Origin of the sequence: Mycobacterium haemophilum DSM 44634 (assembly GCF_000340435.2) — a bacterium.
Lineage (GTDB): Bacteria > Actinomycetota > Actinomycetes > Mycobacteriales > Mycobacteriaceae > Mycobacterium > Mycobacterium haemophilum.
Map to the genome: position 1 here is coordinate 2586071 of NZ_CP011883.2, position 24909 is coordinate 2610979.

The 24909-nt window shown below is 66.1% G+C and carries 22 protein-coding genes and 2 pseudogenes; 12 read left to right on the top strand and 12 right to left on the bottom strand.

Annotated elements, in window-relative coordinates:
- Position 1 precedes the first annotated feature (1 nt).
- The 4 genes and pseudogenes from B586_RS12130 to ctaC form a co-directional block, all read right to left on the bottom strand.
- Entirely contained in the window at positions 2–646 is a 645-nt protein-coding gene (locus tag B586_RS12130; protein ID WP_054879827.1) for a DUF2561 family protein, read from the bottom strand.
- Entirely contained in the window at positions 646–1551 is a 906-nt protein-coding gene (locus B586_RS12135; RefSeq protein WP_054879826.1) for an MmpS family transport accessory protein, read from the bottom strand. Before B586_RS12135 ends, B586_RS12130 begins: the two co-directional genes overlap by 1 nt.
- 183 nt (positions 1552–1734) lie before the next feature.
- Positions 1735–2154: a cytochrome c oxidase subunit 4 gene (locus B586_RS12140; RefSeq protein WP_047314694.1), complete on the bottom strand. Its 420-nt coding sequence runs from the start codon at positions 2152–2154 to the stop codon at positions 1735–1737.
- An 8-nt stretch (positions 2155–2162) separates the two neighbouring features.
- Positions 2163–3241: pseudogene (ctaC, locus tag B586_RS12145) on the bottom strand (aa3-type cytochrome oxidase subunit II).
- Between the two features lie 157 nt (positions 3242–3398).
- On the opposite strand from ctaC, the gene asnB reads away from it, so the two are divergent.
- Complete coding sequence (gene asnB / locus B586_RS12150) at positions 3399–5360, top strand: asparagine synthase (glutamine-hydrolyzing) (RefSeq protein ID WP_054880930.1); 1962 nt, start codon at positions 3399–3401, stop codon at positions 5358–5360.
- Here the strand turns inward: asnB and B586_RS12155 are convergent.
- Positions 5357–6331 (bottom strand): carbohydrate kinase family protein, encoded by a 975-nt coding sequence (locus B586_RS12155; RefSeq protein WP_047314692.1) that lies wholly within the window; start codon positions 6329–6331, stop codon positions 5357–5359. The genes asnB and B586_RS12155 overlap by 4 nt on opposite strands.
- A 202-nt stretch (positions 6332–6533) precedes the next feature.
- Here B586_RS12155 and B586_RS12160 point away from each other — a divergent pair, with 202 nt between their 5' ends.
- On the top strand, positions 6534–7187 hold the full coding sequence (locus B586_RS12160; RefSeq protein ID WP_047314691.1) for an Rv0361 family membrane protein: 654 nt from the start codon (positions 6534–6536) through the stop codon (positions 7185–7187).
- A 2-nt stretch (positions 7188–7189) separates the two neighbouring features.
- Here the strand turns inward: B586_RS12160 and B586_RS12165 are convergent, their stop codons facing one another.
- Complete coding sequence (locus tag B586_RS12165; RefSeq protein WP_047314690.1) at positions 7190–7546, bottom strand: HesB/IscA family protein; 357 nt, start codon at positions 7544–7546, stop codon at positions 7190–7192.
- A 50-nt stretch (positions 7547–7596) separates the two neighbouring features.
- Positions 7597–8673, bottom strand: coding sequence for a glycerate kinase family protein (locus tag B586_RS12170; RefSeq protein WP_047314756.1), 1077 nt, complete (start codon positions 8671–8673; stop codon positions 7597–7599).
- 175 nt (positions 8674–8848) lie between these two features.
- On the opposite strand from B586_RS12170, the gene B586_RS12175 reads away from it, so the two are divergent.
- The 3 genes from B586_RS12175 to B586_RS12185 are packed head-to-tail and all read left to right on the top strand — an operon-like array spanning position 8849 to position 11339.
- The gene (locus tag B586_RS12175) at positions 8849–9553 is read left to right on the top strand and encodes a DUF3043 domain-containing protein (RefSeq protein WP_054879824.1); all 705 of its coding nucleotides are present in this window, start codon (positions 8849–8851) and stop codon (positions 9551–9553) included.
- Positions 9553–10602 (top strand): nicotinate-nucleotide--dimethylbenzimidazole phosphoribosyltransferase, encoded by a 1050-nt coding sequence (gene cobT, locus B586_RS12180; protein ID WP_054879823.1) that lies wholly within the window; start codon positions 9553–9555, stop codon positions 10600–10602. The genes B586_RS12175 and cobT overlap by 1 nt, the downstream gene beginning before the upstream one ends.
- Complete coding sequence (locus B586_RS12185; RefSeq protein WP_054879822.1) at positions 10599–11339, top strand: adenosylcobinamide-GDP ribazoletransferase; 741 nt, start codon at positions 10599–10601, stop codon at positions 11337–11339. The genes cobT and B586_RS12185 overlap by 4 nt, the downstream gene beginning before the upstream one ends.
- A gap of 61 nt (positions 11340–11400) precedes the next feature.
- On the opposite strand, the gene B586_RS12190 is transcribed toward B586_RS12185, so the two are convergent.
- Both B586_RS12190 and gcvT read right to left on the bottom strand, forming a co-directional pair.
- A complete protein-coding gene (locus B586_RS12190) occupies positions 11401–12519 on the bottom strand; it encodes a branched-chain amino acid aminotransferase (RefSeq protein WP_054879821.1) in 1119 nt (372 codons plus the stop codon).
- Positions 12520–12575: 56 nt separating this feature from the next.
- Positions 12576–13679: a glycine cleavage system aminomethyltransferase GcvT gene (gene gcvT / locus B586_RS12195; RefSeq protein ID WP_054879820.1), complete on the bottom strand. Its 1104-nt coding sequence runs from the start codon at positions 13677–13679 to the stop codon at positions 12576–12578.
- 124 nt (positions 13680–13803) lie between these two features.
- Here gcvT and B586_RS12200 point away from each other — a divergent pair, with 124 nt between their 5' ends.
- Positions 13804–15375: a leucyl aminopeptidase gene (locus tag B586_RS12200; RefSeq protein ID WP_047314684.1), complete on the top strand. Its 1572-nt coding sequence runs from the start codon at positions 13804–13806 to the stop codon at positions 15373–15375.
- A 21-nt stretch (positions 15376–15396) separates the two neighbouring features.
- On the opposite strand, the gene B586_RS12205 is transcribed toward B586_RS12200, so the two are convergent.
- Positions 15397–17187: an SDR family oxidoreductase gene (locus B586_RS12205; protein ID WP_047314683.1), complete on the bottom strand. Its 1791-nt coding sequence runs from the start codon at positions 17185–17187 to the stop codon at positions 15397–15399.
- 231 nt (positions 17188–17418) lie between these two features.
- Between B586_RS12205 and sucB the strand changes: the two genes are divergently transcribed.
- The 5 genes from sucB to B586_RS12230 are packed head-to-tail and all read left to right on the top strand — an operon-like array spanning position 17419 to position 22584.
- Positions 17419–19143: a 2-oxoglutarate dehydrogenase, E2 component, dihydrolipoamide succinyltransferase gene (gene sucB / locus B586_RS12210; RefSeq protein WP_054879819.1), complete on the top strand. Its 1725-nt coding sequence runs from the start codon at positions 17419–17421 to the stop codon at positions 19141–19143.
- A 15-nt stretch (positions 19144–19158) separates the two neighbouring features.
- Positions 19159–20082, top strand: a complete 924-nt coding sequence (locus tag B586_RS12215; protein ID WP_054879818.1) for a TIGR01777 family oxidoreductase — start codon at positions 19159–19161, stop codon at positions 20080–20082.
- Positions 20083–20135: 53 nt separating this feature from the next.
- Positions 20136–20843 (top strand): lipoyl(octanoyl) transferase LipB, encoded by a 708-nt coding sequence (gene lipB / locus B586_RS12220; RefSeq protein WP_054879817.1) that lies wholly within the window; start codon positions 20136–20138, stop codon positions 20841–20843.
- Between the two features lie 2 nt (positions 20844–20845).
- Positions 20846–21796 carry a lipoyl synthase gene (gene lipA / locus B586_RS12225; protein WP_054880929.1) on the top strand — a complete coding sequence of 317 codons (951 nt, stop codon included), beginning with the start codon at positions 20846–20848 and terminating at the stop codon, positions 21794–21796.
- A 26-nt stretch (positions 21797–21822) separates the two neighbouring features.
- Positions 21823–22584 (top strand): DUF4191 domain-containing protein, encoded by a 762-nt coding sequence (locus B586_RS12230; RefSeq protein WP_047314679.1) that lies wholly within the window; start codon positions 21823–21825, stop codon positions 22582–22584.
- Positions 22585–22633: 49 nt separating this feature from the next.
- Here the strand turns inward: B586_RS12230 and B586_RS12235 are convergent, their stop codons facing one another.
- Positions 22634–23056: an RDD family protein gene (locus B586_RS12235; RefSeq protein ID WP_054879816.1), complete on the bottom strand. Its 423-nt coding sequence runs from the start codon at positions 23054–23056 to the stop codon at positions 22634–22636.
- Between the two features lie 224 nt (positions 23057–23280).
- Here B586_RS12235 and glnA point away from each other — a divergent pair, with 224 nt between their 5' ends.
- A complete protein-coding gene (gene glnA, locus B586_RS12240) occupies positions 23281–24717 on the top strand; it encodes a type I glutamate--ammonia ligase (RefSeq protein ID WP_047314678.1) in 1437 nt (478 codons plus the stop codon).
- Positions 24718–24796: 79 nt separating this feature from the next.
- Here the strand turns inward: glnA and B586_RS20165 are convergent.
- A pseudogene (locus B586_RS20165) lies at positions 24797–24895 on the bottom strand (PaaI family thioesterase); the annotation flags it as partial.
- Between the last annotated feature and the right edge of the window lie 14 nt (positions 24896–24909).

The following is a 24909-nucleotide window of genomic DNA, read 5'->3' on the forward strand; positions in this document are numbered from 1 at the left end:
GCTAATCCTCGTTAAACACGCGGCGCAACTGCCGAACATAGAGCCACTCGATCACCGGCATCACCGCCGTGATGATCCCGGCTAGCAGGTAGCCAACCCACGACGCACCGTCGCGACCGACGGCCATCAGATAGGTCGCCGCCGCGGCCGCGATCAGCGCGGCCCCCATCGTGCCAGTCAATCCGACCGTGCCGCGCAACCAGATCCGGTCCACCGCCGCGTCAAACCACTCCCCGGGTTGCGCGACTGCCTGAACCCTCTCCGTCCGTGTTCGCATGAGCTCGATGCGCGCTGTGGAACGCCCGGCGCTGACCGGCTGCCTGACTCCCCCGCGTGCCTGCACACCGGCCGGTCGAGCCGGCGGCTCAACCCGGGCCATGCGACGAGCTCGCAACAGTACCGGGACCGCCCCTGCGATGATCAGCGCGGAGACGACGATGACGCCGTACAGCACCCAGGTGGTGTGCGGGTTGCTCGCCATCTTGTGAAAGCCGCGGCCAAGATCCGCCAATGCGACGGCCGCAGCCACGCTCACCCCGATCAGCACCAGCCAGACTGCCGCGCATACCCCGACCAGAATGCGGTCGATGACCTCCGGCGGAATGGTGTCCGACCCACGCCGGTACGCCGAATACCTGCTCACCATCAGCAGCTCGTTTGCGGGGCGTCGTTGCTGTTCGACGAAAGCACCGTTCCGTCGCTTGTGGTGATCGAGCAGTTGAGTTTGCTGACCCGGAAGAGGCTGGACGCCTCAACCGATCCGACGTCGGATTGCGAAATCGGTGTGACGGTCATCGACCACGGAATGTAGACATTGTGCTGGGTTCGTCGCCGACCGGAGGCATCAACGTAGGTCACCGAGATGATGTCGCCCGGCGCTTTGGTGCCCGTCACCGAATAGGTGACTTGCCGAGGACCGGCCAGCGTCGTGGTCGTCGTCGTGGGCGTCGTCGACGGGGGCAGCGCCGCGGGTGGCGGTGGCGCTGCGCTGCTCGTCGTCGGTGGTGGCAAGGGCGTCACCGTCACTGTCTGCGTCTCCGTAGCTGTCGAGGTCTCCGTGCTGGGCGGCGGCGGTGGTGGCGGTGGTGGCGGCGGCTTGGTGGTCGTGATTTCGTCCTGCACCGGCGGTGCGGACCGGCTAGTGCCTGGGGTAGCCAGTTTGCTGGTGTCGGTACGCGTGACCAGCAGCGACACCGAAACCACCAGTGAGATCGCGGCCAAGATGGCAGCGACGCCGACGACCCACGGCCAGCGCGGAGCACCCGGCTCATCGTCGACCGACGACTCGTCGTAGTCGTCGTAGTCGTAGAGCCTGAGATCAGCCGGCACGTACGGGCCGCTGGTGAAGTGCTCGGCCTCAGGAGCCGAGTAGGCCTGCGAATAGACGTCGGTCTGGCTGGTGTGGTCGCTCGCTGCTACGACATCGCTATCGGGCAAGGGTTCTAATTTGTCACCGGACTCCCTGCCGTTATGGGAGTCCAATTCGTCGCTGAGCTCGCTGCCGGAATCGGGTTTTTCATTTTCCTGTTCCGGGGGATTCGGCCCGCTCATGTTTGCCTGCCCTGTCCAACTGCATCACCAGCGCGCGGGTCTGCGTGGCGACATCGTCGCGCGCGCGCTCGGGAGATTCTCATTCTGCCTCGGCCACCCTACCTAACTGAGCAGGGCAAACAAGTCTTGGCGAACTACCCACGAATCAACTGATGCCCTGATTGTGACCTTCTCCGGTGCCGATTAGTGCTTCTCCGGACCGACGTAGTACTCAAAGACCAGTCCGGCTGCCGAGGCGAGAATGAACACGACCCCAGCAACGATCAGCCACGGCAGCCACAGCGCGATACCAACCGCCGCCACCGAGCCCGACAAGGCGACCAGAATCGGCCACCAGCTGTGCGGGCTGAAGAATCCCAATTCCCCTGCACCGTCACTGATCTCAGCACCTTCATAGTCTTCGGGTCGGGTATCCAGCCGACGAGCCACGAAACGAAAGAAGGTGGCAACGATCAACGCTAAGCCACCAGTCAGCGCTAGCGCGGTGGTGCCGGCCCACTCCACACCACCGGTGGCGAACATCGAAGTCAGCACTCCGTACAGCACCGCCGTGATGACGAAGAACGCGGCGACAAACTCGAATAGCCTCGCTTCGATATGCATTGCGTGTCCTAACCTAGGAGACTGCCTACTGGCTGCTGGTCAACTGTCCGCGGCGGGTGTCGAACGGGTGGGTAGTCACCGCCAGCGGAGGCTGGGTGATCGCCTGCAATGCCTCGGCGTTGGTCTTCCCGTCGATCCGTTGCTGCAAATAGGCCTTGAAGTCGTTCGGCGCGACCACTCGAACCTCGAAGTTCATCATCGAGTGATAGGTGCCGCACATCTCGGCGCAGTGACCGACGAATGCCCCGGTCTTGGTTATCTCTTCGACCTGGAAGACGTTGACGGAGTTGTTCGCCACCGGGTTGGGCATGACGTCGCGCTTGAACAAAAACTCCGGCACCCAAAACGCGTGGATCACGTCGGCTGAGTTCAATTGGAACTCGATGCGCTTGCCGGCGGGCAGCACCAACACCGGAATTTCAGTGGTGGTGCCCAAAGTTTCGATCTTGTCGAAGTTCAGGTAGGTGCGGTCCTCTTTGTTGAGCCCACGCACCGGCCCGACGAGCTCCTCACCGTGGGAGTCCTTGCCTTCCGGCTTGGAGACCATGGCCTTTTTGCGGGTCGGATCGGCCCCGTCGTAGGTCAAGGTGCCGTCTTTGAAATTGACTCGCTGGTAACCGAACTTCCAGTTCCATTGGAAGGCCGTGACGTCGATGACGACTTCGGGATCCTTGGCCAGGTGCAGCATCTTCTCCTGCACTACCACGGTGAAATAGAACAGCACCGAGATGATGAGGAACGGCGTCACGGTCAGCACCAGCTCCAGCGGCATGTTGTAGCCGAATTGGCGCGGCAACTCGGTGTCGGTTGTTTTCTTCCGATGGAAGATGGCCGACCAGAAAATGAGGCCCCACACAATGACACCGACAACCAGGGACGCGATCACCGCACCGATCCACAGCTCTCGGTTGAGGTGGGCCTCCGGGGTGATTCCTTCCGGCCAGCCCATGGCCAACGCGTCCGACCAGCTGCATCCGCTCAGGGTGACTGCCAGCACGCCCAGCGTCACGGCCAGCGCCAGCAGCCGAAGACGACGGGAGACACCCCGACCGACACGTTGCGAACGGACTGGCTCGCGAGCTGTCACCTTGGCGCCTCCTGTATCACAAGCTGGGCCGATTCGGGGCTAACCCGCTTCAAGGCGGGATTCGTCGGCTAACTCGGATGTCGAATACTACGCAGCGTAGACCACGGCACTCGCCCGGGCGACGATGCGGGCCCCGAATACGGCATACTGGGGCGCCGTGTGTGGACTGCTGGCATTCGTAGCGGACCCGGCCCGCGCTGCTAGCCCGACCGCCACAGCTGTGCAGGCCGACAATGCCATTGCCCGCGCGTTGCAGGCAATGCGTCACCGCGGGCCCGACGAGCCAGGCACCTGGTCCGACCCCGATGCCGACGGGGCTGTAGTGTTCGGTTTCAACCGGTTGTCCATCATCGACATCGCGCATTCGCATCAGCCGCTGCGGTGGGGGCCGCCGGAGACACCCGACCGCTACGTCCTGGTATTCAACGGCGAGATCTACAACTACCTGGAGCTGCGCAACGAGCTGGCCACCCGGCACGGCGCCGCGTTCGCCACCGACGGCGACGGTGAATCTATCGTCGCCGGCTTCCACTACTGGGGCACCGACGTGTTAACGCGGCTGCGCGGCATGTTCGCCTTCGCGCTGTGGGACACCATTACCCGCGAATTGTTCTGTGCCCGCGACCCTTTCGGGATCAAGCCGCTGTTCATGGCGACCGGCACCGGCGGCACCGCGGTGGCCAGCGAAAAGAAGTGCCTGCTTGACCTGGCCGACGTGGTCGGATTCGACACGCAGCTTGATGCCCGGGCGCTGCAGCACTACACGGTCCTGCAGTACGTGCCCGAGCCCGAGACGCTGCATCGCGGGGTGCGCCGACTCGAATCGGGCTGCTACGCCCGCATCCGTCCCGGACAGCTCGAACCGGCGATCACCCGCTACTTCGTGCCACGGTTTGCCGCCACACCGATCACCAGCGACACCCAACAGGCCCGCTACGACGAAATCACCGCGGTGCTTGCGGATTCGGTGGCCAAGCACATGCGCGCCGACGTCACCGTCGGCGCGTTTCTGTCCGGCGGTATCGACTCCACGGCCATCGCGGCGCTGGCGATCCGGCACAATCCGCGCCTGATTACGTTTACCACCGGCTTCGAGCGTGAGGGATTCTCCGAGATCGACGTGGCGGCGGCCTCGGCCGAGGCAATCGGTGCGCGCCACATCGCCAAGGTGGTCCACGCCGACGAGTTCGTCGCCGCCCTACCGGAGATCGTCTGGTACCTCGATGAGCCGGTTGCCGACCCGGCCCTGGTCCCGCTGTTCTTCGTCGCCCGCGAAGCCCGCAAGCACGTCAAGGTGGTGCTGTCCGGAGAGGGCGCCGACGAGCTGTTCGGCGGCTACACAATCTACCGGGAGCCGCTGTCGTTGAAGCCCTTCGACTACCTACCCGGGCCACTGCGACGCTCGATGGGCACGGTGTCCAAACCACTGCCCGAAGGGATGCGGGGCAAGAGCCTGCTACATCGCGGATCGCTCACGCTCGAGGAGCGCTACTACGGCAATGCCCGCAGTTTCTCGGACGCGCAGTTGCGGGCTGTGCTACCCGGGTTCCGTGCGGACTGGACCCACACCGATGTCACGGCAGCGTGGTACGCCGAATCCGACGGCTGGGACCCGGTGGCCCGCATGCAGCACATCGACCTGTTCACCTGGCTGCGCGGCGACATTCTGGTCAAGGCCGACAAGATGACAATGGCCAACTCGCTGGAGCTGCGGGTGCCGTTCCTTGATCCCGAAGTGTTCGCCGTGGCGTCCCGGTTGCCCGTGCAGGCGAAGATCACCCGCACCACCACGAAATACGCGCTGCGGCGTGCGCTGGAACCCATCGTCCCGGCACATGTGCTGCACCGACCCAAGCTCGGGTTCCCGGTCCCGATCCGGCATTGGCTGCGCGCCGGCGAACTGCTGGAGTGGGCGTACGCGATGGTCGACTCGTCGCAGGCCGAGCATCTGGTCGACCTAGCCGCCGTGCGCCGGATGCTTGACGAACACCGAGGTGGCATCAGCGATCACAGTCGCCGGCTGTGGACGGTGCTGATCTTTATGCTGTGGCACGCCATCTTCGTCGAGCACAGCGTGGTGCCACAGATCAGTGAGCCGCGGTATCCGGTGCAGCTTTAAGCCAGGACAGCGGTGATCTCGGCGGCCGCGTCCTCCCCATAAGCGCCGGCTAGCCGGGTCGCCGCGACGTCGCGGTCCCAGCCCCACTCCTGGGTACCGGTTGACTCCAGCACCAACACCGCGACCAGCGAGCCCAGCTGCGCCGAACGCTCCAGGCTCAGGCCGGCGCTGCGTCCGGTCAGGAAACCGGCCCGGAACGCGTCACCCACGCCGGTGGGATCAACCTGGCCTGTCTCCGGCACCACACCGACGTGCACACAGGTGCCGTCGCGTTCTACCAGGTCCACGCCCTTGGCGCCCAGCGTGGTCACCCGCAGTTGGACCTGCGCCATCACGTCGGCCTCCGACCAGCCGGTCTTGGACAGCAGCAGGTCCCATTCGTAGTCGTTGGTGAACAAGTAAGTGGCGCCGTCGATGAGGTTGCGGATTTCCTCGCCAGATAGCCGCGCCAGCTGCTGGGAGGGGTCAGCGGCGAAGGCCAGCCCGAGCTTGCGGCACTCCTGGGTGTGCCCCAGCATGGCGGCCGGGTCGTTGGCCCCGATGATCACCAATTCCGGCGTGCCGATGGTCGCGATCGCGTCGGCGAGCTTGATGTTGCGGGCCTCCGACATGGCGCCGGTATAGAACGATCCGATCTGGGCCATGGCCAGGTCGGTGGTGCAGACAAAACGCGCCGTGTGCGCGGTCTTGGAGATCAGCACGCTGTCGCAGTTGACTCCATGACTTTGCAGCCAACTGCGATAGTCGGCGAAGTCGTCGCCGGCCGCGCCGATCAGTGCGACGTCACCACCCAGCACGCCGATCGCGTAAGCCATGTTTCCGGCCACGCCACCACGATGAATCACCAAGTCGTCGACCAGGAAGCTGAGCGAGACCTTGTGCAAATTGTCGACGAGCAGCTGCTCGGAGAATCGGCCCGGAAACCGCATCAGATGGTCAGTCGCAATCGAACCGGTTACAGCGATCGTCACCAGATCTCACCCTTCGTTCATCAAGTCGTTTAACCTACCCACGGATACCAGCGTCGCGGCTAGCCTCGATGCATCCACGGCCGCGGGCAGGTGTTGCGCTAGCCTGCCTAGAGAGTTCGTCTGGTTGCCCTAAACGCCAATGTTGAGCGGCAACTGCTCACTAACTACTCATAGCCCCGTCCACCACCGCAGGAGAACCACGATGGCCGGTCCGCATACGCCGAATCCTACTGTCGGCACCGACGGACCGCCGCCTTATACCGACGCCGCCTTCGCAACCACCCAGTCCGCCATCCACGTAGACGACGCGACGCCCGCCTATCCCGGGATGCTGCCACCGCCGGTGTCGTATCCGAGGCGACGGCCAAAGCGGCTGATCATCAGCGTGTTGGTGGCTATCGCGCTGGTAGCCGCGATGACGGCGGCGATCGTCTACGGGGTTCGCACCAACGGGTCTAAAACCGGGGGCACATTCTCCGAGACGACGGCCAAGACCGCGATTCAGGGCTATCTGGACGCCCTCGAACAGCGCGACGTCGACACCATCGCCCGCAACGCGCTGTGCGGTATTTACGACGCCGTCCGCGACCGGCGGCCCGACCAGGCGCTGGCGCGGCTGAGCAGCGACGCATTCCGCAAGCAGTTCTCCGAGGTCGAGCTGACCTCGATCGACAAGATCGTGTACTGGTCGCCGTATCAGGCCCAGGTGCTATTCACCATGCGGGCATCGCCGGCCACCGGAGGCCCGATGCGTGGGCAGCTACAAGGTGTCGCACAGTTGCTTTACCAGCGCAGCCAGGCCCGCAGCCAGGTCTTGGTGTGCTCGTACATGCTGCGCACCGCGGGCTCGCGCTAGCCTCAGTTGAACGAATCCCCGCAGGCGCAGGAGCCACTGGCGTTGGGGTTGTCGATGGTAAAGCCCTGCTTCTCGATGGTGTCCACGAAATCAATCGACGCGCCGTCCACATAGGGCGCGCTCATCCGGTCCACCGTCAAGGTCACACCACCGAACTCCGCGGTGAGATCGCCGTCCAGGGTCCGGTCGTCGAAGAAGAGGTTGTACCGCAGCCCTGCGCACCCACCCGGCTGAACCGCGATACGCAGCGCCAGGTCGTCACGGCCCTCTTGGTCCAGCAGCGACTTCGCCTTGGTGGCAGCGGCATCGGTCAGGATCACTCCGTGGGTCTTGGCGCTTGACTCGTTCTGCACCGTCATTGCTTCTCCTACATGCATCATTATTGGGGTGGGTTCGCCAGCCCATCGCCTTAACGGTACCTTGCAACGCCGCTATTCCCGAGTCGCTCCGCGACAACAGACGCCAAACCCATGAGCTGGTTGGCCGCGTCGGCCTGCGCCAGCCGCACCGAACCGGCGTATTCGGCAATCGACAACGCAGCCATAATGCCCGCTAATCGAGACGCGGACTTGTCCAGGCACACCTGCCCGGCCAGCACCACCACCGGAATGCCCAGCGGACCGGCCGCGTCGGCAAGCGAGCCAACTACCTTTCCGCGCAGGGACTGCTCGTCGAACCGGCCCTCACCGGTGACAATCAGCTCGGCCGCGGCAAGGTCGTCGGCCAAGTGGGTGTGTTCGGCGATGATTGCCGCGCCGGACTCGCACTGGCCGCCCAGCGCAAGCAACCCGGCGCCGATACCACCGCCGGCGCCCGCACCCGGCTCGGCGCTGACGTCGCGTCCGGCCGCGTCCTCCATTTCGAGCGCCCACGCCTCGAGGCGGACTTCGAGCATTGCGACGGTAGTCGTGTCCGCGCCCTTCTGCGGCCCAAACACCCTGGCCGTGCCCCACGGCCCCAACAGCGGATATTCGACGTCTGAGGCGGCGACCAATTCGACGTCGGCCAGCTGTTGGCGGCCGCCGTCCAGGCCGCCGAGCTCAGCAATCATTCCTTGCCCGCCGTCGCTGGACGCGGTGCCTCCCAAACCGACAATGATCCGAGTCGCCCCGGCCCGCAGCGCCTCCGCGATGAGCTGCCCTACCCCCCTGCTGTGCGCCGACAGCGCGGTCTCCGGTGTGGGCGGACCACCAAGCAACGCCAGACCACACGCCTGCGCACACTCCAGGTAGGCGGTTGCCGAACCGGCATCGAACACCCACTCGGCGTCCACCAGGGCGTCCAGCGGTCCAGAAACCCGCAACCCCCGCAGCTCCCCCAGCCTGCTGGCCAGCACCTCGACGAAACCGGGGCCGCCGTCGGACTGGGGCGCGACCAGGAACCGATCGCCCGGACGTGACCGGGTCCAGCCAGTCGCGATCGCGGCAGCGGCCTGCACCGCGGACAAGCTGCCGCCGTAGCAATCCGGGGCCACCAGCACGCGCATCGCGGGCAGCTGGATTCGGCCTGGCGCAAGGTCGTCGGTATCATCATCCGAGGCCATCGAGCCGTCCATCACAGGTAGCCGTTCATCACACGTAAGAGTAGAGCCAAGTGACACTGGCGCACGCATAATACGGGCGCATTCCAGTGCCAGCTGCTGGCGAAGTAACCTGGCGACTGTGAAGCTGCTGGGCCGCAAGAAGAGCTACGAACAGGACACCGAGGCACCGGCGGCATCGGACGACAGGGCGAGTTCGGAGGCTAGTTCGGGGGCTAGGTCGCCGAACACACGCGGGTCGAGTACGACCGCCCCCAAGGGCCGGCCCACCCGCAAGCGCGACGATGCCGACCGACGCCACACGAAAAAAGGGCCGATTGCGCCGGCGCCGATGACTACCTCCGAGGCGCGGGCCCGGCGCAAGTCGCTGGCCCGCCCCAAGCTCAGCCGTGCGGAGCGCCGGGCCGAGCGGGCCGCCAGCCGGGCCCGGGTTGCGGATCGCCGGGAGCGCATGATGGCCGGCGAAGAGGCCTACCTGCTGCCACGCGATCAGGGCCCGGTACGCCGCTACGTCCGGGACGTCGTGGATTCTCGGCGCAACGCGCTCGGCCTGTTCATGCCGTCAGCGCTGGCTCTGCTGTTCATTATGTTCGGGGTTCCGCAGCTGCAGCTGTACATGTCTCCAGCGATGCTGGTGCTGATGGCCGTGATGGGTATCGACGGAATCATCTTGGGCCGCAAGGTCAGCAAGCTGGTCGACGCGAAGTTTCCGTCCAACACCGAAAGCCGGTGGAAGCTGGGCCTTTACGCCACCGGCCGGGCATCCCAAATGCGCCGGCTGCGCGCACCCCGGCCCCAAGTCGAGCGCGGCAGCAGTGTCGGTTAATGGAGTTCGCGCCAGTGTCGCCGCCCGACGGCCGCGTCGCAGCCGCCGCCCGCGCTCGCCAGGACACCCTGACCAAGCCGCGCGGCGCGTTGGGCCGTCTTGAAGACCTGTCGGTCTGGGTGGCGTCGTGCCAGGGCCAGTGTCCGCCACGGCAATTCCAGCGTGCCCGGATAGTGGTGTTCGCCGGCGACCACGGTGTCGCCCGGTCCGGGGTGTCGGCGTACCCGCCGCGGGTGACCACCCAGATGGTGGCCAACATCGACCGCGGCGGGGCGGCAATCAATGTCCTAGCGGGTATCGCCGACGCGACGGTGCGAGTCGCGGATTTGGCGGTCGACGCGGACACGTTGTCGCCGCAGATCGGCATCCACAAAGTGCGACGCGGCAGCGGCGATATCGCGATCCAGGACGCGTTAACCGAGGACGAGGCTGCCCGCGCGATCACAGCCGGTCAACGCATCGCCGACGAAGAAGTCGACTGCGGCGCTGACCTGCTCATCGCCGGCGATCTGGGGATTGGAAACACCACTGCGGCAGCGGTTTTGGTGGCGGCGTTGACGAACGCCGAACCGGTCGCCGTGGTGGGTTTCGGCACCGGGATCGATGACGCCGGCTGGGCACGCAAAACGGCTGCGGTGCGCGATGCCCTGTTTCGGGCACGGCTGGTTTTGCCCGACCCGGTCGGGTTGTTGCGCTGCTGCGGCGGCGCCGACCTGGCCGCGATGGCGGGCTTCTGTGCGCAGGCAGCGGTACGGCGTACCCCGTTGCTGCTCGACGGCTTGGCGGTGACGGCGGCCGCCCTGGTCGCCGAGCGCCTGGCACCGGGCGCCCGGCAGTGGTGGCAGGCCGGTCACCGGTCCACCGAACCTGGTCATGACCTGGCTTTGGCGGCTTTGGGCTTGGACCCGATTCTGGACCTGCGCATGCGGCTGGGCGAAGGCACCGGCGCCGCGGCGGCGCTACCGGTGCTGCGCGCCGCGGTGGCCGCGTTGTCGTCAATGACGACCTTCACCGAAGCTGATGTAGCCGGTCCGGCGACCTCGCTGTGATGCGTTCGTTGGCAACAGCCTTCGCCTTCGGAACGGTTATCCCGGTGCCGAAGGCCGGGCGCGACCCTATGGGTCGCGGCTCCATGACCGCACTTCCAGTGGTCGGCGCCGCGTTGGGAGCGTTGGCCGCGACCGTTACATGGTGCGGCACTTTGTTTTTCGGCCCGTCTAGCGCACTGCCCGGGCTGCTCGCCGTGACGGCACTGCTGCTCGCGACCCGCGGGCTGCACATCGATGGCGTCGCCGATACGGCTGACGGGCTGGGCTGCTACGGGCCGCCGCAGCGGGCGCTTGCGGTGATGCGCGACGGGTCAACCGGACCATTCGGGGTGGCGGCTGTCGTATTGGCAATCACGGTGCAGGGGCTGGCGTTCTCGATGCTGAACACGGCGGGCATCGTCCTGGCTGTGTTCGCCGGCCGGGTCACCGCGGTGCTGGCGTGTCGCCGGTCGGTGCCGGCCGCCGACGGCAGCGCCCTGGGCGCGCGCGTCGCCGGCACCCAACCCGCCCCGGTGGTCGCGGCCTGGCTCGTCGTGCTGCTTGCCGTTTCGCTGATCGCAGGCCCGCGACCGTGGCAGGGGCCGGTCGCGGTGCTGGTGGCGGTGTGCTGCGGCGCGGCCCTGGTGGCGCACTGTGTGCGCCGGTTCGGCGGCATCAGCGGTGACGTGCTGGGCGCCGCGATCGAACTCACCACGACGGCCAGTGCGCTGGCGCTCGCGGCCCTAGCTCGAACGTGAAGCTGGCCGCACAGTCGTCGCCGAATGTGCGGCCAGCCGCACGCTCGGCGGTGAAACGGTCTTAGCCCAGCCGGGCCATCCAGCCGTGGGTGTCGGCGAAGGTGCCGCGCTGGATTCCGGTGAGCGTGTCGCGCAGCGCCATGGTCACCTCACCCGGCGCGCCGTCGGCGATGGTGAACTCGACCTCGCCGTACTTCACCCGCGAGACCGGGGTAATGACGGCGGCGGTGCCGCAGGCAAACACCTCGGTGATCTCTCCGGCGGCCGCTTTCTTCTGCCACTCGTCGATATCGATCTTGCGCTCTTCGACAGTGAATCCGGCATCATTAGCCAGCTGCAGCAACGACGCCCGCGTGACGCCGGGCAGCAGTGAGCCGGACAGCTCGGGGGTGACCAGGCGTGCCGACCCGCCGCTGCCGAGTACGAAGAAGATGTTCATCCCACCCATTTCCTCGACGAAGCGGCGCTCGACAGCGTCCAGCCACACCACCTGGTCGCACCCGTTGTCGGCGGCTTCGGCCTGAGCCAGCAGCGACGCGGCGTAGTTGCCGCCGAATTTGGCGGCACCGGTGCCGCCCGGGCTAGCCCGCACATACTCCGTCGACACCCAGACGGTGACGGGGTTGATGCCGCCCTTGAAATACGCCCCGGCCGGCGAGGCGATCAGCAGGTACCGATACTGCTTAGCTGGCCGCACCCCCAGCCCCGGCTCGGTCGCGAAAATGAACGGCCGCAGATACAGCGCCTCTTCGCCGCCGACCCGAGGCACCCACGCGTTGTCGACAGCGATGAGCTGACACAGGGATTCGATGAATAGCTCGTCGGGCAGTTCGGGAATCGCGATTCGTCGCGCCGACGAGCGCAACCTGGCCGCGTTGGCCTCGGCGCGAAACGACACGATCGACCCGTCCGCCCAGCGGTAGGCCTTGAGCCCCTCAAACACTTCCTGCGCGTAGTGCAGCACGATCGCCGACGGATCCAGCTGAATCGGGCCGTAGGGGATGACCCGCGCATCGTGCCACCCCCGGCCTCCCACATCCGGCGAGCTGTAGTCGATCGACACCATGTGGTCGGTGTGGTACTTACCGAAGCCCGGCTCAGCCAGGATCGATTCACGCTGCGCATCGGTCACCGGATGCGCCGAGCGTGACACCGTGAACTCAAGGGAGCCGCTGGTCATGGGGCCGATTGTATATGTGTGTGCGAATGGGTTTTTGCGGCGCTAAAGCAGGGCGGCTAGCGGGTTTTCACTTCGACGAAGGGCGGACGCACCACTTCGCACTCGACAGCGCGGCCGCGGACGTCAACGATGATTTGCTGGCCGTCGGCCACCGCGGCGGCGCTGTCGATCAACGCCAACGCGATACCGACTTGCAAGGTCGGCGAGAACGTTCCCGATGTGGTGACCCCGACCGGGGTGTCCCCGGCACGCACCGTCAGCCCGGGCCGCAAGACTCCCCGGCCAACCATTCGCAGGCCCCGCAGCAGCCGTCGCGGCCCCGCCGCCTTCTCAGCCAGCAGCGCATCCCGGCCAAAGAACGCATCCTTGCGCCAGCCGATCGCCCAGCCGCACCGGGCCTGCAGCGGGGAGATGTCGAGCGAAAGTTCATGCCCGTGCAGCGGGTAGCCCATCTCGGTGCGCAGCGTGTCGCGAGCGCCCAGACCGGCCGGCTCCCCGCCCGCGTTGGCCACCGCGGCGACCAAAGCGTCGAACACCACACCCGCGGACTCCCAGGGCGGCAGCAGTTCGTAGCCGTGCTCGCCGGTGTACCCGGTGCGGCAGACACGCACCGGCACCCCCGAATAGGAGGCATCGGCGTAGCCCATGTAGTCCATCCCGGTTGGCAACCCAAGTTCGTCGAGCACATCGGTTGATCGAGGCCCCTGCACCGCCAGCACCGCATGGGAGCGATGCTGGTTGGTGATGGTCAGACCGGCCGGCGCAGCCGCCTGCAATGCGTCGACCACCGCGGCGGTGTTGGCGGCGTTGGGCACCAAAAAGATCTCATCGTCATCGACGTAGTAGGCGATCAGGTCGTCGATGACGCCGCCGGATTCCGAGCAGCACAACGTATATTGCGCCTTGCCTGGCCCGATGCGGCCCAGGTCGTTGGTGAGCGCGGAGTTGACGAACTGCGCAGCACCCGGCCCGCGAACTAACGCCTTGCCGAGGTGGCTGACGTCAAATAGGCCGACGGCGTTGCGGGTCGCGTTGTGTTCGCTGACGGTGCCGGCATACGACACCGGCATCAGCCAGCCACCGAACTCGGCGAAACTCGCACCCAACTCGCGATGACGGTCTTCTAGCGGTCCCTTGAGTAGCTGCGGCGCATCAGTCACGGCGTCCCACCCTAATCCGTCGCGGTTGGCGAGCTAATCCGCGCCCCGGTGACTAGGTTCGATGAGTGGTGACCCGTTGCGCCCGGCTTCGCCGCGCTGGCGATCACCACTAGGGTGATTGGCCGTGACCACCACCGAACCGGGTTACCAAGGCCCCGCTGTCCATGTCGCTACGTCGCTGCCGAAACGCGACATCGGTTCCTCGGTATTGATCGTGCCCGTCGTCGGCACCGGCGACGGTGACAAATCCGAAGACCGGCCGAGCGCGGTCGTTGCTGCGGGCGAACCTTTCCTGACCGCAGCTGCGGTCGCCGACATCGAGGCCGGCCTGCGCGCGCTGGAAGCCACCGGTGGCAGTGAACAGGTGCACCGGCTAGTGGCGCCGTCGCTGCCGGTGGGCAGCGTGTTGACGATCGGGTTGGGTAAGCCGCGGTCGGAGTGGCCGGCCGACACGATCCGTCGCGCCGCCGGTGTGGCGGCGCGGTCGCTCGGCAGCGCGGAGGCAGTGATCACCACACTGGCCGAGTTGCCTGGTGAATCCGGTGCCAACATCTGCTCGGCCGTCGTTGAGGGGCTGATGCTGGGCAGCTACCGGTTCACCGACTTCCGCAGCGACAAAACCGCGCCGAAGGACAACGGGCTGCGCAACATCACGGTGCTGGCGAGTGCCAAAGACGCGAAGAAACAGAGCGCGCACGGCGCCGCCGTGGCGACCGCAGTTGCCACCGCCCGTGATCTTGTCAACACTCCACCAAGTCACCTGTTTCCCGCCGAATTTGCAAAACGCGCAAAGGCTTTGGGCGAATCCGCTGGTCTCGAGGTGGAGGTGCTCGACGATAGGGCGTTGCAGAAGGCCGGCTACGGCGGGGTGATCGGGGTTGGCCAGGGTTCGTCGCGGCCACCGCGGCTAGTGCGGCTGATTCATCGGGGATCACGGCTGGCCAAGAACCCCAAAAAGGCCAAGAAGGTGGCCCTGGTCGGTAAGGGCATCACCTTTGACACCGGCGGCATCTCGATCAAGCCCGCGGCGTCGATGCACCATATGACCTCGGATATGGCTGGGGCCGCCGCGGTCATCGCGACCGTCACGCTGGCCGCGCAACTGGAGCTGCCGATTGATGTGATCGCCACCGTGCCAATGGCTGAGAACATGCCGTCGGCAACGGCGCAGCGGCCCGGCGACGTGCTGACGCAGTACGGCGGGACCACCGTCGAGGTGCTCAACACCGACGCTGAAGGCCGGCTCATCCTGGCCGACGCCATTGTTCGGGCCTGCGAAGACACCCCGGACTACCTGATCGAGACGTCCACGTTGACCGGTGCGCAGACGGTGGCCCTGGGCACACGCATACCCGGGGTGATGGGCAGCGACGAGTTCCGCGACCGGGTTGCCGAGACCTCGCAGCGGGTCGGCGAGAACGGCTGGCCGATGCCGCTGCCCGACGAACTCAAGGACGACTTGAAGTCGACGGTCGCCGACCTGGCCAATGTCAGCGGCCAGCGTTTCGCCGGCATGCTGGTGGCCGGGGTGTTCCTCCGCGAATTCGTCGCCGATTCAGTGGCTTGGGCGCACATCGATGTGGCCGGCCCGGCCTACAACACCGGCAGCCCGTGGGGGTATACGCCCAAGGGCGCCACCGGTGTGCCAACCCGGACCATGTTCGCAATGCTCGAGGACATCGCCGACCACGGATAACCGCCGTCGGCTCGAACCGGGTTAAACCATTCGCACCCGCGCGGTGCTGCGCAATGCCTGCGGCAGCACCCGGGAAATGCCGTAAAGCGCGTAAGCCTCAGGCGCGACCGGGCGGATCGGTTTGTTCTTCTTGATCGCGGACAAGATCGCATCAGCCACCTTGTCGGGTCCGTAGCGGCGCAGCCTGAACATCGTGTCCAGCTGCCCGCGCCGATCCCCGACTCGCTCTTGTTTTGCCGCCGGCACGTCGATGCGAGTGGTTTGGATGATGTTGGTATCGATGACACCGGGACAGATCGTGGTTAGCCCGACCCCGGCGGCGTCGAGTTCGGCCCGCAGACAGTCAGAGAACATGTAGGTCGCCGCCTTGGAAGTGCAGTAAGCGCTCAGCGACTGCGACGGGGCATAGGCGGCCATCGACGACACGTTGACGATGTGCCCGCCGGTGCCGCGCTCCACCAGGCGTTGCCCGAACGCCCGACAGCAGTTCACCACTCCGCCGAGATTGACCTGAAGCACACGGTTGAACTCCTCGGGCGGGGTGTCCAGGAACCGACCCGCCTGCCCGACACCGGCGTTGTTGACCACAATGTCGGGGACGCCGTGCTTAGCGCTGACCTGTTCGGCGAACGCGTCGACCGCCGCCGCGTCGGACACGTCGAGCGCATAAGCGTAGGCGACGCCGCCACCCGCCACGATCTGCGTTGCAGTGTCCTTGGCAGCGGCCTCGTCGACATCGCTGACGACCACCTCGGCGCCCTCACGCGCGAAGGCGAGCGCGGTCTCGCGGCCGATGCCGCTGCCGGCGCCGGTGACCGACACCAGGGTGTCGCCGAACGACTCGCGGGGACGTCCTACCTGCGCGCGCAACAGCGCGCGGCTCGGCTGTTTGCCGTCGAGCAGGTCAACCAGGTCGTGCACCGCCGCTGCCATCACCTGCGGGTGCGACATCGGTGAAAAATGACCGGCTTTGATGTCGCGGCGCCACAGCCGGGGCACCCACCGCGCGGTCGCGTCGTATCCGTAGGGCCGCACGTACCGGTCAATCGTGTTGACGATCAGCTGCACAGGCACGTTGACTACCGGGACGCGCTTGCCGCGTCGGCTGCCGAAGAACGCTCGAAAGTAGTTGGCGGGATAGGTTTTCACCGAGTGCGCGGCATCCCTGGCCAAGGTGGCGGAGTGATGGATCTGATCCGTGGGGATGTTGTCGACCATGGTGCGCCGAACCGTCGCACTCGACAGCGCGATCCGCAGCACCATCGGCGCCAACACCGGTATCGAAAACAGCACCATATAGGTCAGCCTGGAGAGCTGACCTATCGCGCGCGCGAAGGTACGCGGGCGCCACGGCCGCCGCAGACCGCTCAGGATGTAGTCGACCAGCTGGTCCTGACTGGGACCGGACACCGACGTGAAGGAGGCGACCCGGTCGCTGGCACCGGGCCGGCTTAAGTACTCCCACACACCCACCGAACCCCAATCGTGGGCCAGTACGTGCACCGGCTGGTTGGGGCTCAGCTCGCCGATCACCGCGGCAAAGTCGTCGGCAAACCGGGCCATGGTGTACGCCGAAACGGGCTTGGGCACCGAGGACTGGCCGACACCACGGTTGTCGTAGCGCACGATGCGGAACCGCTTGGCCAGCAGCGGAACGACACCGTCCCACAACACATGTGAATCGGGGAAGCCGTGCACCAGCACGACGGTCGGGCCCTCGGGTTGGCCATCGTGATAGACAGCGAGGCGGACGCCGTCCGGGCTCTCGACGACCTGGTGGGGCACCTCGTGTATCGACTGCGTTGCTGGCATCCCACCTCCGCCTACCACGACCTGCTGTAAGACCTGCTGTAAGACCTGCTGCGACTTTCAGTCGCCACACGGTAGCAAGCCCCCTGTGCGATCCCCGCCGCCCCCGACATCACGAGCACGCTGCGCCCTGGGTGCGGGCCGCCGAAGGCGCAGTGACAGGATGGTTTCGACATCCACTGGGTTCCACGCCCGGTGCTGCTCCGACTATGAGCTATCGAGGAGTCAAAACAGATGGCCTTCTCCGTCCAGATGCCGGCACTCGGCGAAAGCGTCACCGAGGGGACGGTTACCCGCTGGCTCAAGCAGGAAGGCGACACGGTCGAACTCGACGAGCCACTTGTCGAGGTGTCGACCGATAAGGTCGACACCGAAATCCCCTCACCTGCCGCGGGCGTGCTGACCAAAATCATCGCCCAGGAGGACGACACCGTCGAGGTGGGCGGTGAGCTTGCCATCATCGGCGCGCCTGCAGAGACAGCTCCAGCGGCGGCCGCGCCATCTGCACCCCAGCCAGAACCTAAGGCCCAACCCGAACCCGCAGCGCCATCCCAACCGGCCACCCCGGCCCAGCAACCTTCCGGCGCAACAACCGCGACACCGGTGCTGATGCCCGAGCTCGGCGAGTCGGTCACCGAGGGCACGGTGACTCGCTGGCTCAAGAAAATCGGGGAATCGGTTCAGGCGGACGAGCCACTGGTCGAGGTATCGACCGACAAAGTGGACACCGAGATCCCCTCACCGGTGGCCGGCGTTTTGGTCAGCATCACCGCCGACGAGGACGCGACCGTCCCGGTTGGCGGTGAATTGGCACGGATCGGCTCGAGTGTGCAAGCTCTCGACAGCAGCGCCACCCCCGCGCCGGCGCCCATAGCCGAACCCAAGCCGCCAGCGGCACCCGAGCCTGCCGCCAAACCGGCCCCGGCACCCGCACCCAAAGCCGCGCCCGCACCGAAAGCCGAACCCGCACCGCCCCGGCCGGCGGCGGCCGAGTCGGGAGCCAATGGCGCGCCATACGTGACCCCGCTGGTACGAAAACTCGCCACCGAAAACAACATCGACCTGGCCCAGGTGACCGGCACCGGTGTGGGCGGTCGTATCCGTAAGCAGGACGTGCTGGCCGCAGCCGAGCAACGGACGCAGCGGCAGGCGCCTGCAGCCGTGCCAACCGCACCGGCCACGCCGACGTCCGCGCCATCGGCGGCCGCTGCCACCCCGGCACCCGCGTTGGCCCACTTGCGGGGCACCACCCAGAAGGCCAGCCGGATTCGCCAGATCACCGCGAAAAAGACCCGCGAATCCCTGCAGGCCACGGCGCAGCTCACCCAGACCCATGAGGTCGACATGACCAAGATTGTGGGGTTGCGGGCCAAAGCCAAGGCGACGTTCGCCGAGCGCGAGGGCGTCAACCTGACGTTCCTGCCGTTTATCGCCAAGGCGGCGATCGACGCCCTCAAGATTCATCCCAATATCAACGCCAGCTACAACGAGGACACCAAGGAGATCACCTACTACGACGCCGAGCACCTCGGTTTCGCCGTCGACACGGACCAGGGCTTGCTCTCCCCCGTGATCCACAATGCCGGTGACTTGTCGCTGGCCGGGCTGGCCCGCGCAATTGTTGATATCGCCGCCCGGGCCCGGTCGGGCAACTTGAAACCCGACGAGCTGTCCGGCGGCACGTTCACCATCACCAATATCGGCAGCCAGGGCGCGTTGTTCGACACACCGATCCTGGTTCCGCCGCAGGCCGCGATGTTGGGTACCGGGGCCATCGTCAAACGCCCGCGGGTGGTCGTCGATGCTAGCGGCAACGAGTCGATCGGGGTCCGCTCGATTTGCTATCTGCCGCTGACCTATGACCACCGACTGATCGACGGCGCCGATGCCGGACGTTTCCTCACTACCATCAAGCACCGGCTCGAAGAGGGAGCGTTCGAGGCCGACCTAGGGTTTTAGGAGGGGCTTGCCAACGTGGCTCAAGCTGGTCGTAAGGCCGTTGTCGCGATAGCGGGTTCGTCCGGCCTGATCGGCACTGCTTTGGCTGCGGCGCTGCGCGCTGCCGATCACCCGGTGCTGCGCATCGTGCGACGGACACCGGCGAACGCCGAGGAACTGCACTGGAATCCTGAGAGCGGCGAGTTCGACGCCGACGCGCTGACCGCCGTCGATGCTGTCGTTAACCTGTGTGGGGTCAACCTAGGCCAGCGTCGGTGGTCGGGCTCCTTCAAGCAGAGTCTGCGGGACAGCCGGATCACTCCGACCGAAGTGTTGTCCGCCGCGGTCGCCGAAGCCGGCGTCGACACCTTGATCAACGCCAGCGCGGTGGGCTACTACGGAGACACCCGGGACCGCGTCGTCGACGAAAATGACCGAGCAGGAACAGGTTTCCTGGCCCAGCTGTGCCAGGACTGGGAGGCCGCCACACTGCCGGCCCAATACGCCGGCACCCGTGTGGTGCTGGCCCGCACCGGCGTGGTGCTGGCCCCAACGGGTGGTGTGCTGCGCCGGATGCGACCGTTGTTCTCTTTTGCTCTGGGCGCTCGGATAGGCAGCGGCCGTCAGTACATGTCGTGGATCAGCCTCGAGGACGAGGTGCGGGCGCTGCTATTCGCCATTTCGCACCCATCGCTGTCCGGCCCAGTAAATCTGACCGGGCCCGCCCCCGTCACCAACGCGGAGTTCACCACCGCATTCGGCCGGGCAATCAACCGCCCGACCCCGTTAATGCTGCCCAGTATCGCGGTACGGGCCGCCCTCGGAGAGTTCGCCGACGAGGGGCTGCTCATCGGTCAGCGCGCTATCCCCGCCGCGCTGGAGCGCGCCGGTTTCCAGTTCCACCACAACACCATCGGTGAGGCGCTCGGTTACGCGACCGCCCGGCCGGACCAGGATTAGCCCGCTGCATCGCCCACCGGATCCGGCCGCGGAGATCCGGGTAGCCTGACCTGATGGATTCCATCCGGTCGATCCCGACCGCGATCGACGTCCGCCAGCTAGGCACCGTCGACTACCGCGTCGCCTGGCAGCTGCAGCGAGACCTGGCCGACGCCAGGATGGCCGGCGGACCCGACACGCTGCTGCTACTGCAGCACTCGCCGGTCTACACCGCCGGACGGCGCACCCAGCCACACGAACGACCAAACCCGTCGCTGCACAGCGTTCCCGTGGTGGACACCGACCGCGGAGGCAAGATCACCTGGCACGGCCCGGGACAGTTGGTCGGGTACCCGATCATTGGGCTGGCCGAGCCGCTCGACGTGGTCAACTATGTTCGGCGCCTCGAGGAGGCACTGATCAAGGTCTGCGCGGAGCTGGGCCTGGACACCGGCCGAGTCGACGGCCGGTCCGGGGTCTGGGTGCCGGCCAGCGCCGGTCAACCCGCGCGCAAGGTCGCCGCCATCGGCGTGCGGGTGTCGCGTGCGACGACGATGCACGGGTTCGCGCTTAATTGCCAGTGCGATCTGGACGCGTTCCGCGCCATCGTGCCGTGCGGCATCAGCGACGCCGGGGTGACATCATTGTCCGCCGAACTCGGACGCACCGTTGCTGTCGACGATGTCGTCTCGGCGGTCGCCGCGGCCGTCGGCGACGCCCTGGACGGTCGGCTGGCCCTGACCTGGCGGCCCACCCCCGCCCGCGTAGCATCGATACCGTGACTTTGTCGGAATCCGCAGCGCCCGAAGGCCGCCGCTTGCTGCGCTTGGAAGTGCGCAACGCGCAGACCCCGATCGAGCGCAAGCCGCCGTGGATCAAAACCCGGGCCCGCATGGGGCCGGAGTACACCGCACTGAAAAGCCTGGTCCGCCGCGAGGGTCTGCACACGGTCTGTGAAGAGGCCGGCTGCCCCAACATCTTCGAATGCTGGGAGGACCGGGAAGCCACCTTTCTGATCGGCGGTGATCAGTGCACCCGTCGGTGCGACTTCTGCCAGATCGACACCGGCAAGCCAGCTGCGTTAGACCGCGACGAGCCCCGGCGGGTCGCCGAGAGCGTGCAAGCCATGGGGCTGCGGTATGCCACCGTCACCGGGGTCGCCCGCGACGACTTGCCCGACGGCGGCGCCTGGCTGTACGCCGCGACGGTACGAGCCATTAACGAGCTCAACCCGTCGACCGGCGTCGAACTGTTGATTCCGGACTTCAACGGGCAGCCCGAGCGGCTGGCGGAAGTCTTCGAGTCCCGCCCGCAAGTGTTGGCGCACAACGTCGAAACCGTGCCACGCATCTTTAAACGGATTCGACCTGCTTTCACCTACCAGCGCAGCCTGGGCGTGCTCACCGCGGCGCACGCGGCCGGTCTGGTCACCAAGAGCAACCTGATCCTCGGCCTCGGCGAAACCCCCGACGAGGTGCGCACTGCCCTGGCCGATTTGCGCGACGCCGGCTGCAACATCGTCACCGTCACCCAATATCTGCGTCCGTCGACGCGCCACCACCCGGTGGAGCGCTGGGTCAGGCCTGAGGAGTTCGTCGAGTACGCGCAGTACGCCCAAGGTTTGGGCTTCGCAGGCGTGTTGGCCGGGCCACTGGTGCGGTCGTCGTACCGCGCCGGTCGGCTCTACGAGCAGGCAGCAGGCATCCGGACCTCGAGTGCCTCGGCATCCCGTTAAGCCGCACCTACGTATTCTTGGTAACTATGGCTAAACCGCGAAATGCCGCTGCGAACGCGGCGGCGAAGGCCGCCAAAAACCAAGCCAAGGCCGCCCGCAAGGCCGCGTCTCGGCAGCGCCGCCATCAGCTGTGGCAGGCGTTCACGATGCAACGCACGGAGGACAAGCGGCTGCTGCCGTACATGATTGGTGCCTTCGTTGTGATCGTGGGCGCCTCGGTGACGGCGGGAGTGCTGGTCGGCGGATTCACCATGATCACCTTGATCCCGCTCGGCGTGGTGCTCGGGGCGTTGGTGGCGTTCATCATCTTCGGCCGCCGAGCCCAGCGATCGGTCTACCACAAAGCCGAAGGCCAAACAGGCGCGGCGGCGTGGGCCCTGGACAACCTGCGTGGCAAGTGGCGGGTGAGCCCGGGAGTGGCCGCTACTGGCCACTTTGACGCGGTGCATCGAGTGATCGGCCGGCCTGGAGTCATCTTCGTCGCCGAGGGATCGGCGGCCCGGGTCAAACCGCTGCTGGCGCAGGAGAAGAAGCGCACCGCACGCTTGGTCGGCGACGTGCCGATCTACGACATCATCGTCGGCAACGGCGACGGCGAGGTTCCGCTGGCCAAGTTGGAGCGCCATCTCACTCGTTTGCCCGCCAATATCAGCGTCAAACAAATCGACACGCTGGAGTCGCGGCTGGCCGCGCTGGGATCGCGAGCTGGTGCCAGTCTGATGCCGAAGGGACCGCTGCCCAACGCCGGCAAGATGCGCGGCGTGCAGCGCACCGTGCGCCGCAAGTAGCTCCCGCCACGCAGCGCGGCGAAGCCGGGCACAGCGGCACGCATAAGACCTAGCGTCGCACCACCGCCGTGCCGGTCACCCGATCGTGCAATCCGCGTCCGTCCGAATCGGTGAACAACGGCGGGATGACCATTCCGATGAGCAACCCCCGCGCCACCAGCCGGCCAACCCCTACCGGTACGCGACCGTCCACCGCCGCCACTTGCAGACCCAGCGCCAATTGTCCCGGCGTGAAACCAAAGAGCCGCACCGCCACCACACCGACAACGAGCCAGATCACCAAAACCGCGGTCGACAACATTTCCACGGAGATGGCGCCGAGTCCCAAGGCCAGTAACGCCAAGCCGTAGCCGATCAGCCAGTCGATCGACAGCGCCACCAGCCGGCGTCCCATCGGGGCCAATGATCCTGGCCCGTGCTCCGGCAAGCCGAGGGCCGCGCCGGGGTGTGCGGGGCGTGATGCCGAGGTCATCGGCCGATCCGATGCTCGGGGCGGGGCCGCGATGAACCGCTGCGCCTGCACACCAGACCAGATACGATCTTGCGGTCCATGGCCCCACAATAGAACCCGCGGGCAACCCGGCCTCGGTCGTGGGCGGCATGGTCAAGTAACCTCGGCGCAATACGGGGGTGACTGACCGGCAATATCAGCTCCATAGCGTCAGGCCGCGGATCAGGAAAGTAAAGGAGCATTCTGTGACGGAAAAGACGCCCGACGACGTCTTCAAACTCGCCAAGGACGAGAACGTCGAATTCGTCGACGTCCGGTTCTGTGACCTGCCCGGCATTATGCAGCACTTCACTATTCCGGCTTCGGCCTTCGATAAAAGCGTGTTCGAGGACGGGCTGGCCTTTGACGGCTCGTCGATTCGCGGGTTCCAGTCCATCCACGAGTCCGACATGCTGCTGCTTCCCGATCCGGACACCGCGCGCATCGACCCGTTCCGTGAGGCCAAGACGCTGAATGTCAACTTTTTCGTCCATGACCCGTTCACCCTCGAGCCGTACTCGCGCGACCCGCGCAACATCGCCCGCAAGGCCGAGAACTATTTGATTAGCACCGGTGTCGCGGACACCGCGTACTTCGGTGCCGAGGCCGAGTTCTACATTTTCGACTCGGTGAGCTTCGATTCACGCTCGAACGGTTCGTTCTACGAAGTCGATGCCATCTCGGGGTGGTGGAACACCGGCGCGGCGACCGAGGCCGACGGCAGCCCCAACCGCGGCTACAAGGTTCGCCACAAGGGCGGGTACTTCCCGGTGGCACCCAACGACCAGTACGTCGACCTGCGCGACAAGATGCTGACCAACCTGATCAACGCCGGCTTCGTGTTAGAGAAGGGCCACCACGAGGTGGGTACCGGCGGGCAGGCCGAGATCAACTACCAGTTCAACACGCTGCTGCATGCGGCCGACGACATGCAGCTGTACAAGTACATCATCAAAAACACCGCGTGGCAGCACGGCAAAACAGTCACCTTCATGCCGAAGCCGCTGTTCGGTGACAACGGCTCCGGCATGCACACCCACCAGTCGCTGTGGAAAGACGGCACCCCGTTGATGTACGACGAAACCGGCTATGCCGGTTTGTCGGACACCGCACGCCACTACATCGGCGGCCTGCTGCACCACGCGCCTTCGCTGCTGGCGTTCACCAACCCGACGGTGAACTCCTACAAGCGATTGGTTCCCGGCTATGAGGCCCCGATCAATCTGGTCTACAGCCAGCGCAACCGGTCGGCGTGTGTGCGTATCCCGATCACCGGCAACAACCCGAAGGCCAAGCGGCTAGAGTTCCGCTGCCCCGACGCATCGGGCAACCCCTACCTGGCGTTCTCCGCCATGCTGATGGCGGGCCTGGACGGCATCAAGAACAAGATCGAGCCGCAGGCGCCGGTCGACAAGGACCTCTACGAACTGCCACCGGAGGAGGCCGCGAACATTCCGCAGGCCCCCACCCAGCTGGCTGCGGTGATCGACCGGCTAGAGGAAGACCACGAATACCTCACTGAGGGAGGCGTGTTCACGTCCGACTTGATCGAGACGTGGATCAACTTCAAGCGCGAGAACGAGATCGAACCGGTCAACATTCGACCACATCCGTACGAGTTTGCGTTGTATTACGACGTTTAAGGACGTCTCGGGGGAAGCGGGAACCCGCTTGGTGACGAGCCGAGCGGGTTCTTGCGATCTGCCGACAGTGCGCAGAACTTCATTCGACTTCCCGCGCCCACGCTGGCTCGATGAATACCCCTCCCGCCTCGACGGTGATCCCTGCGGCATCCGAAAGATAACCGCGCGCATAGGCTTTGGTCGGGCCTTGGC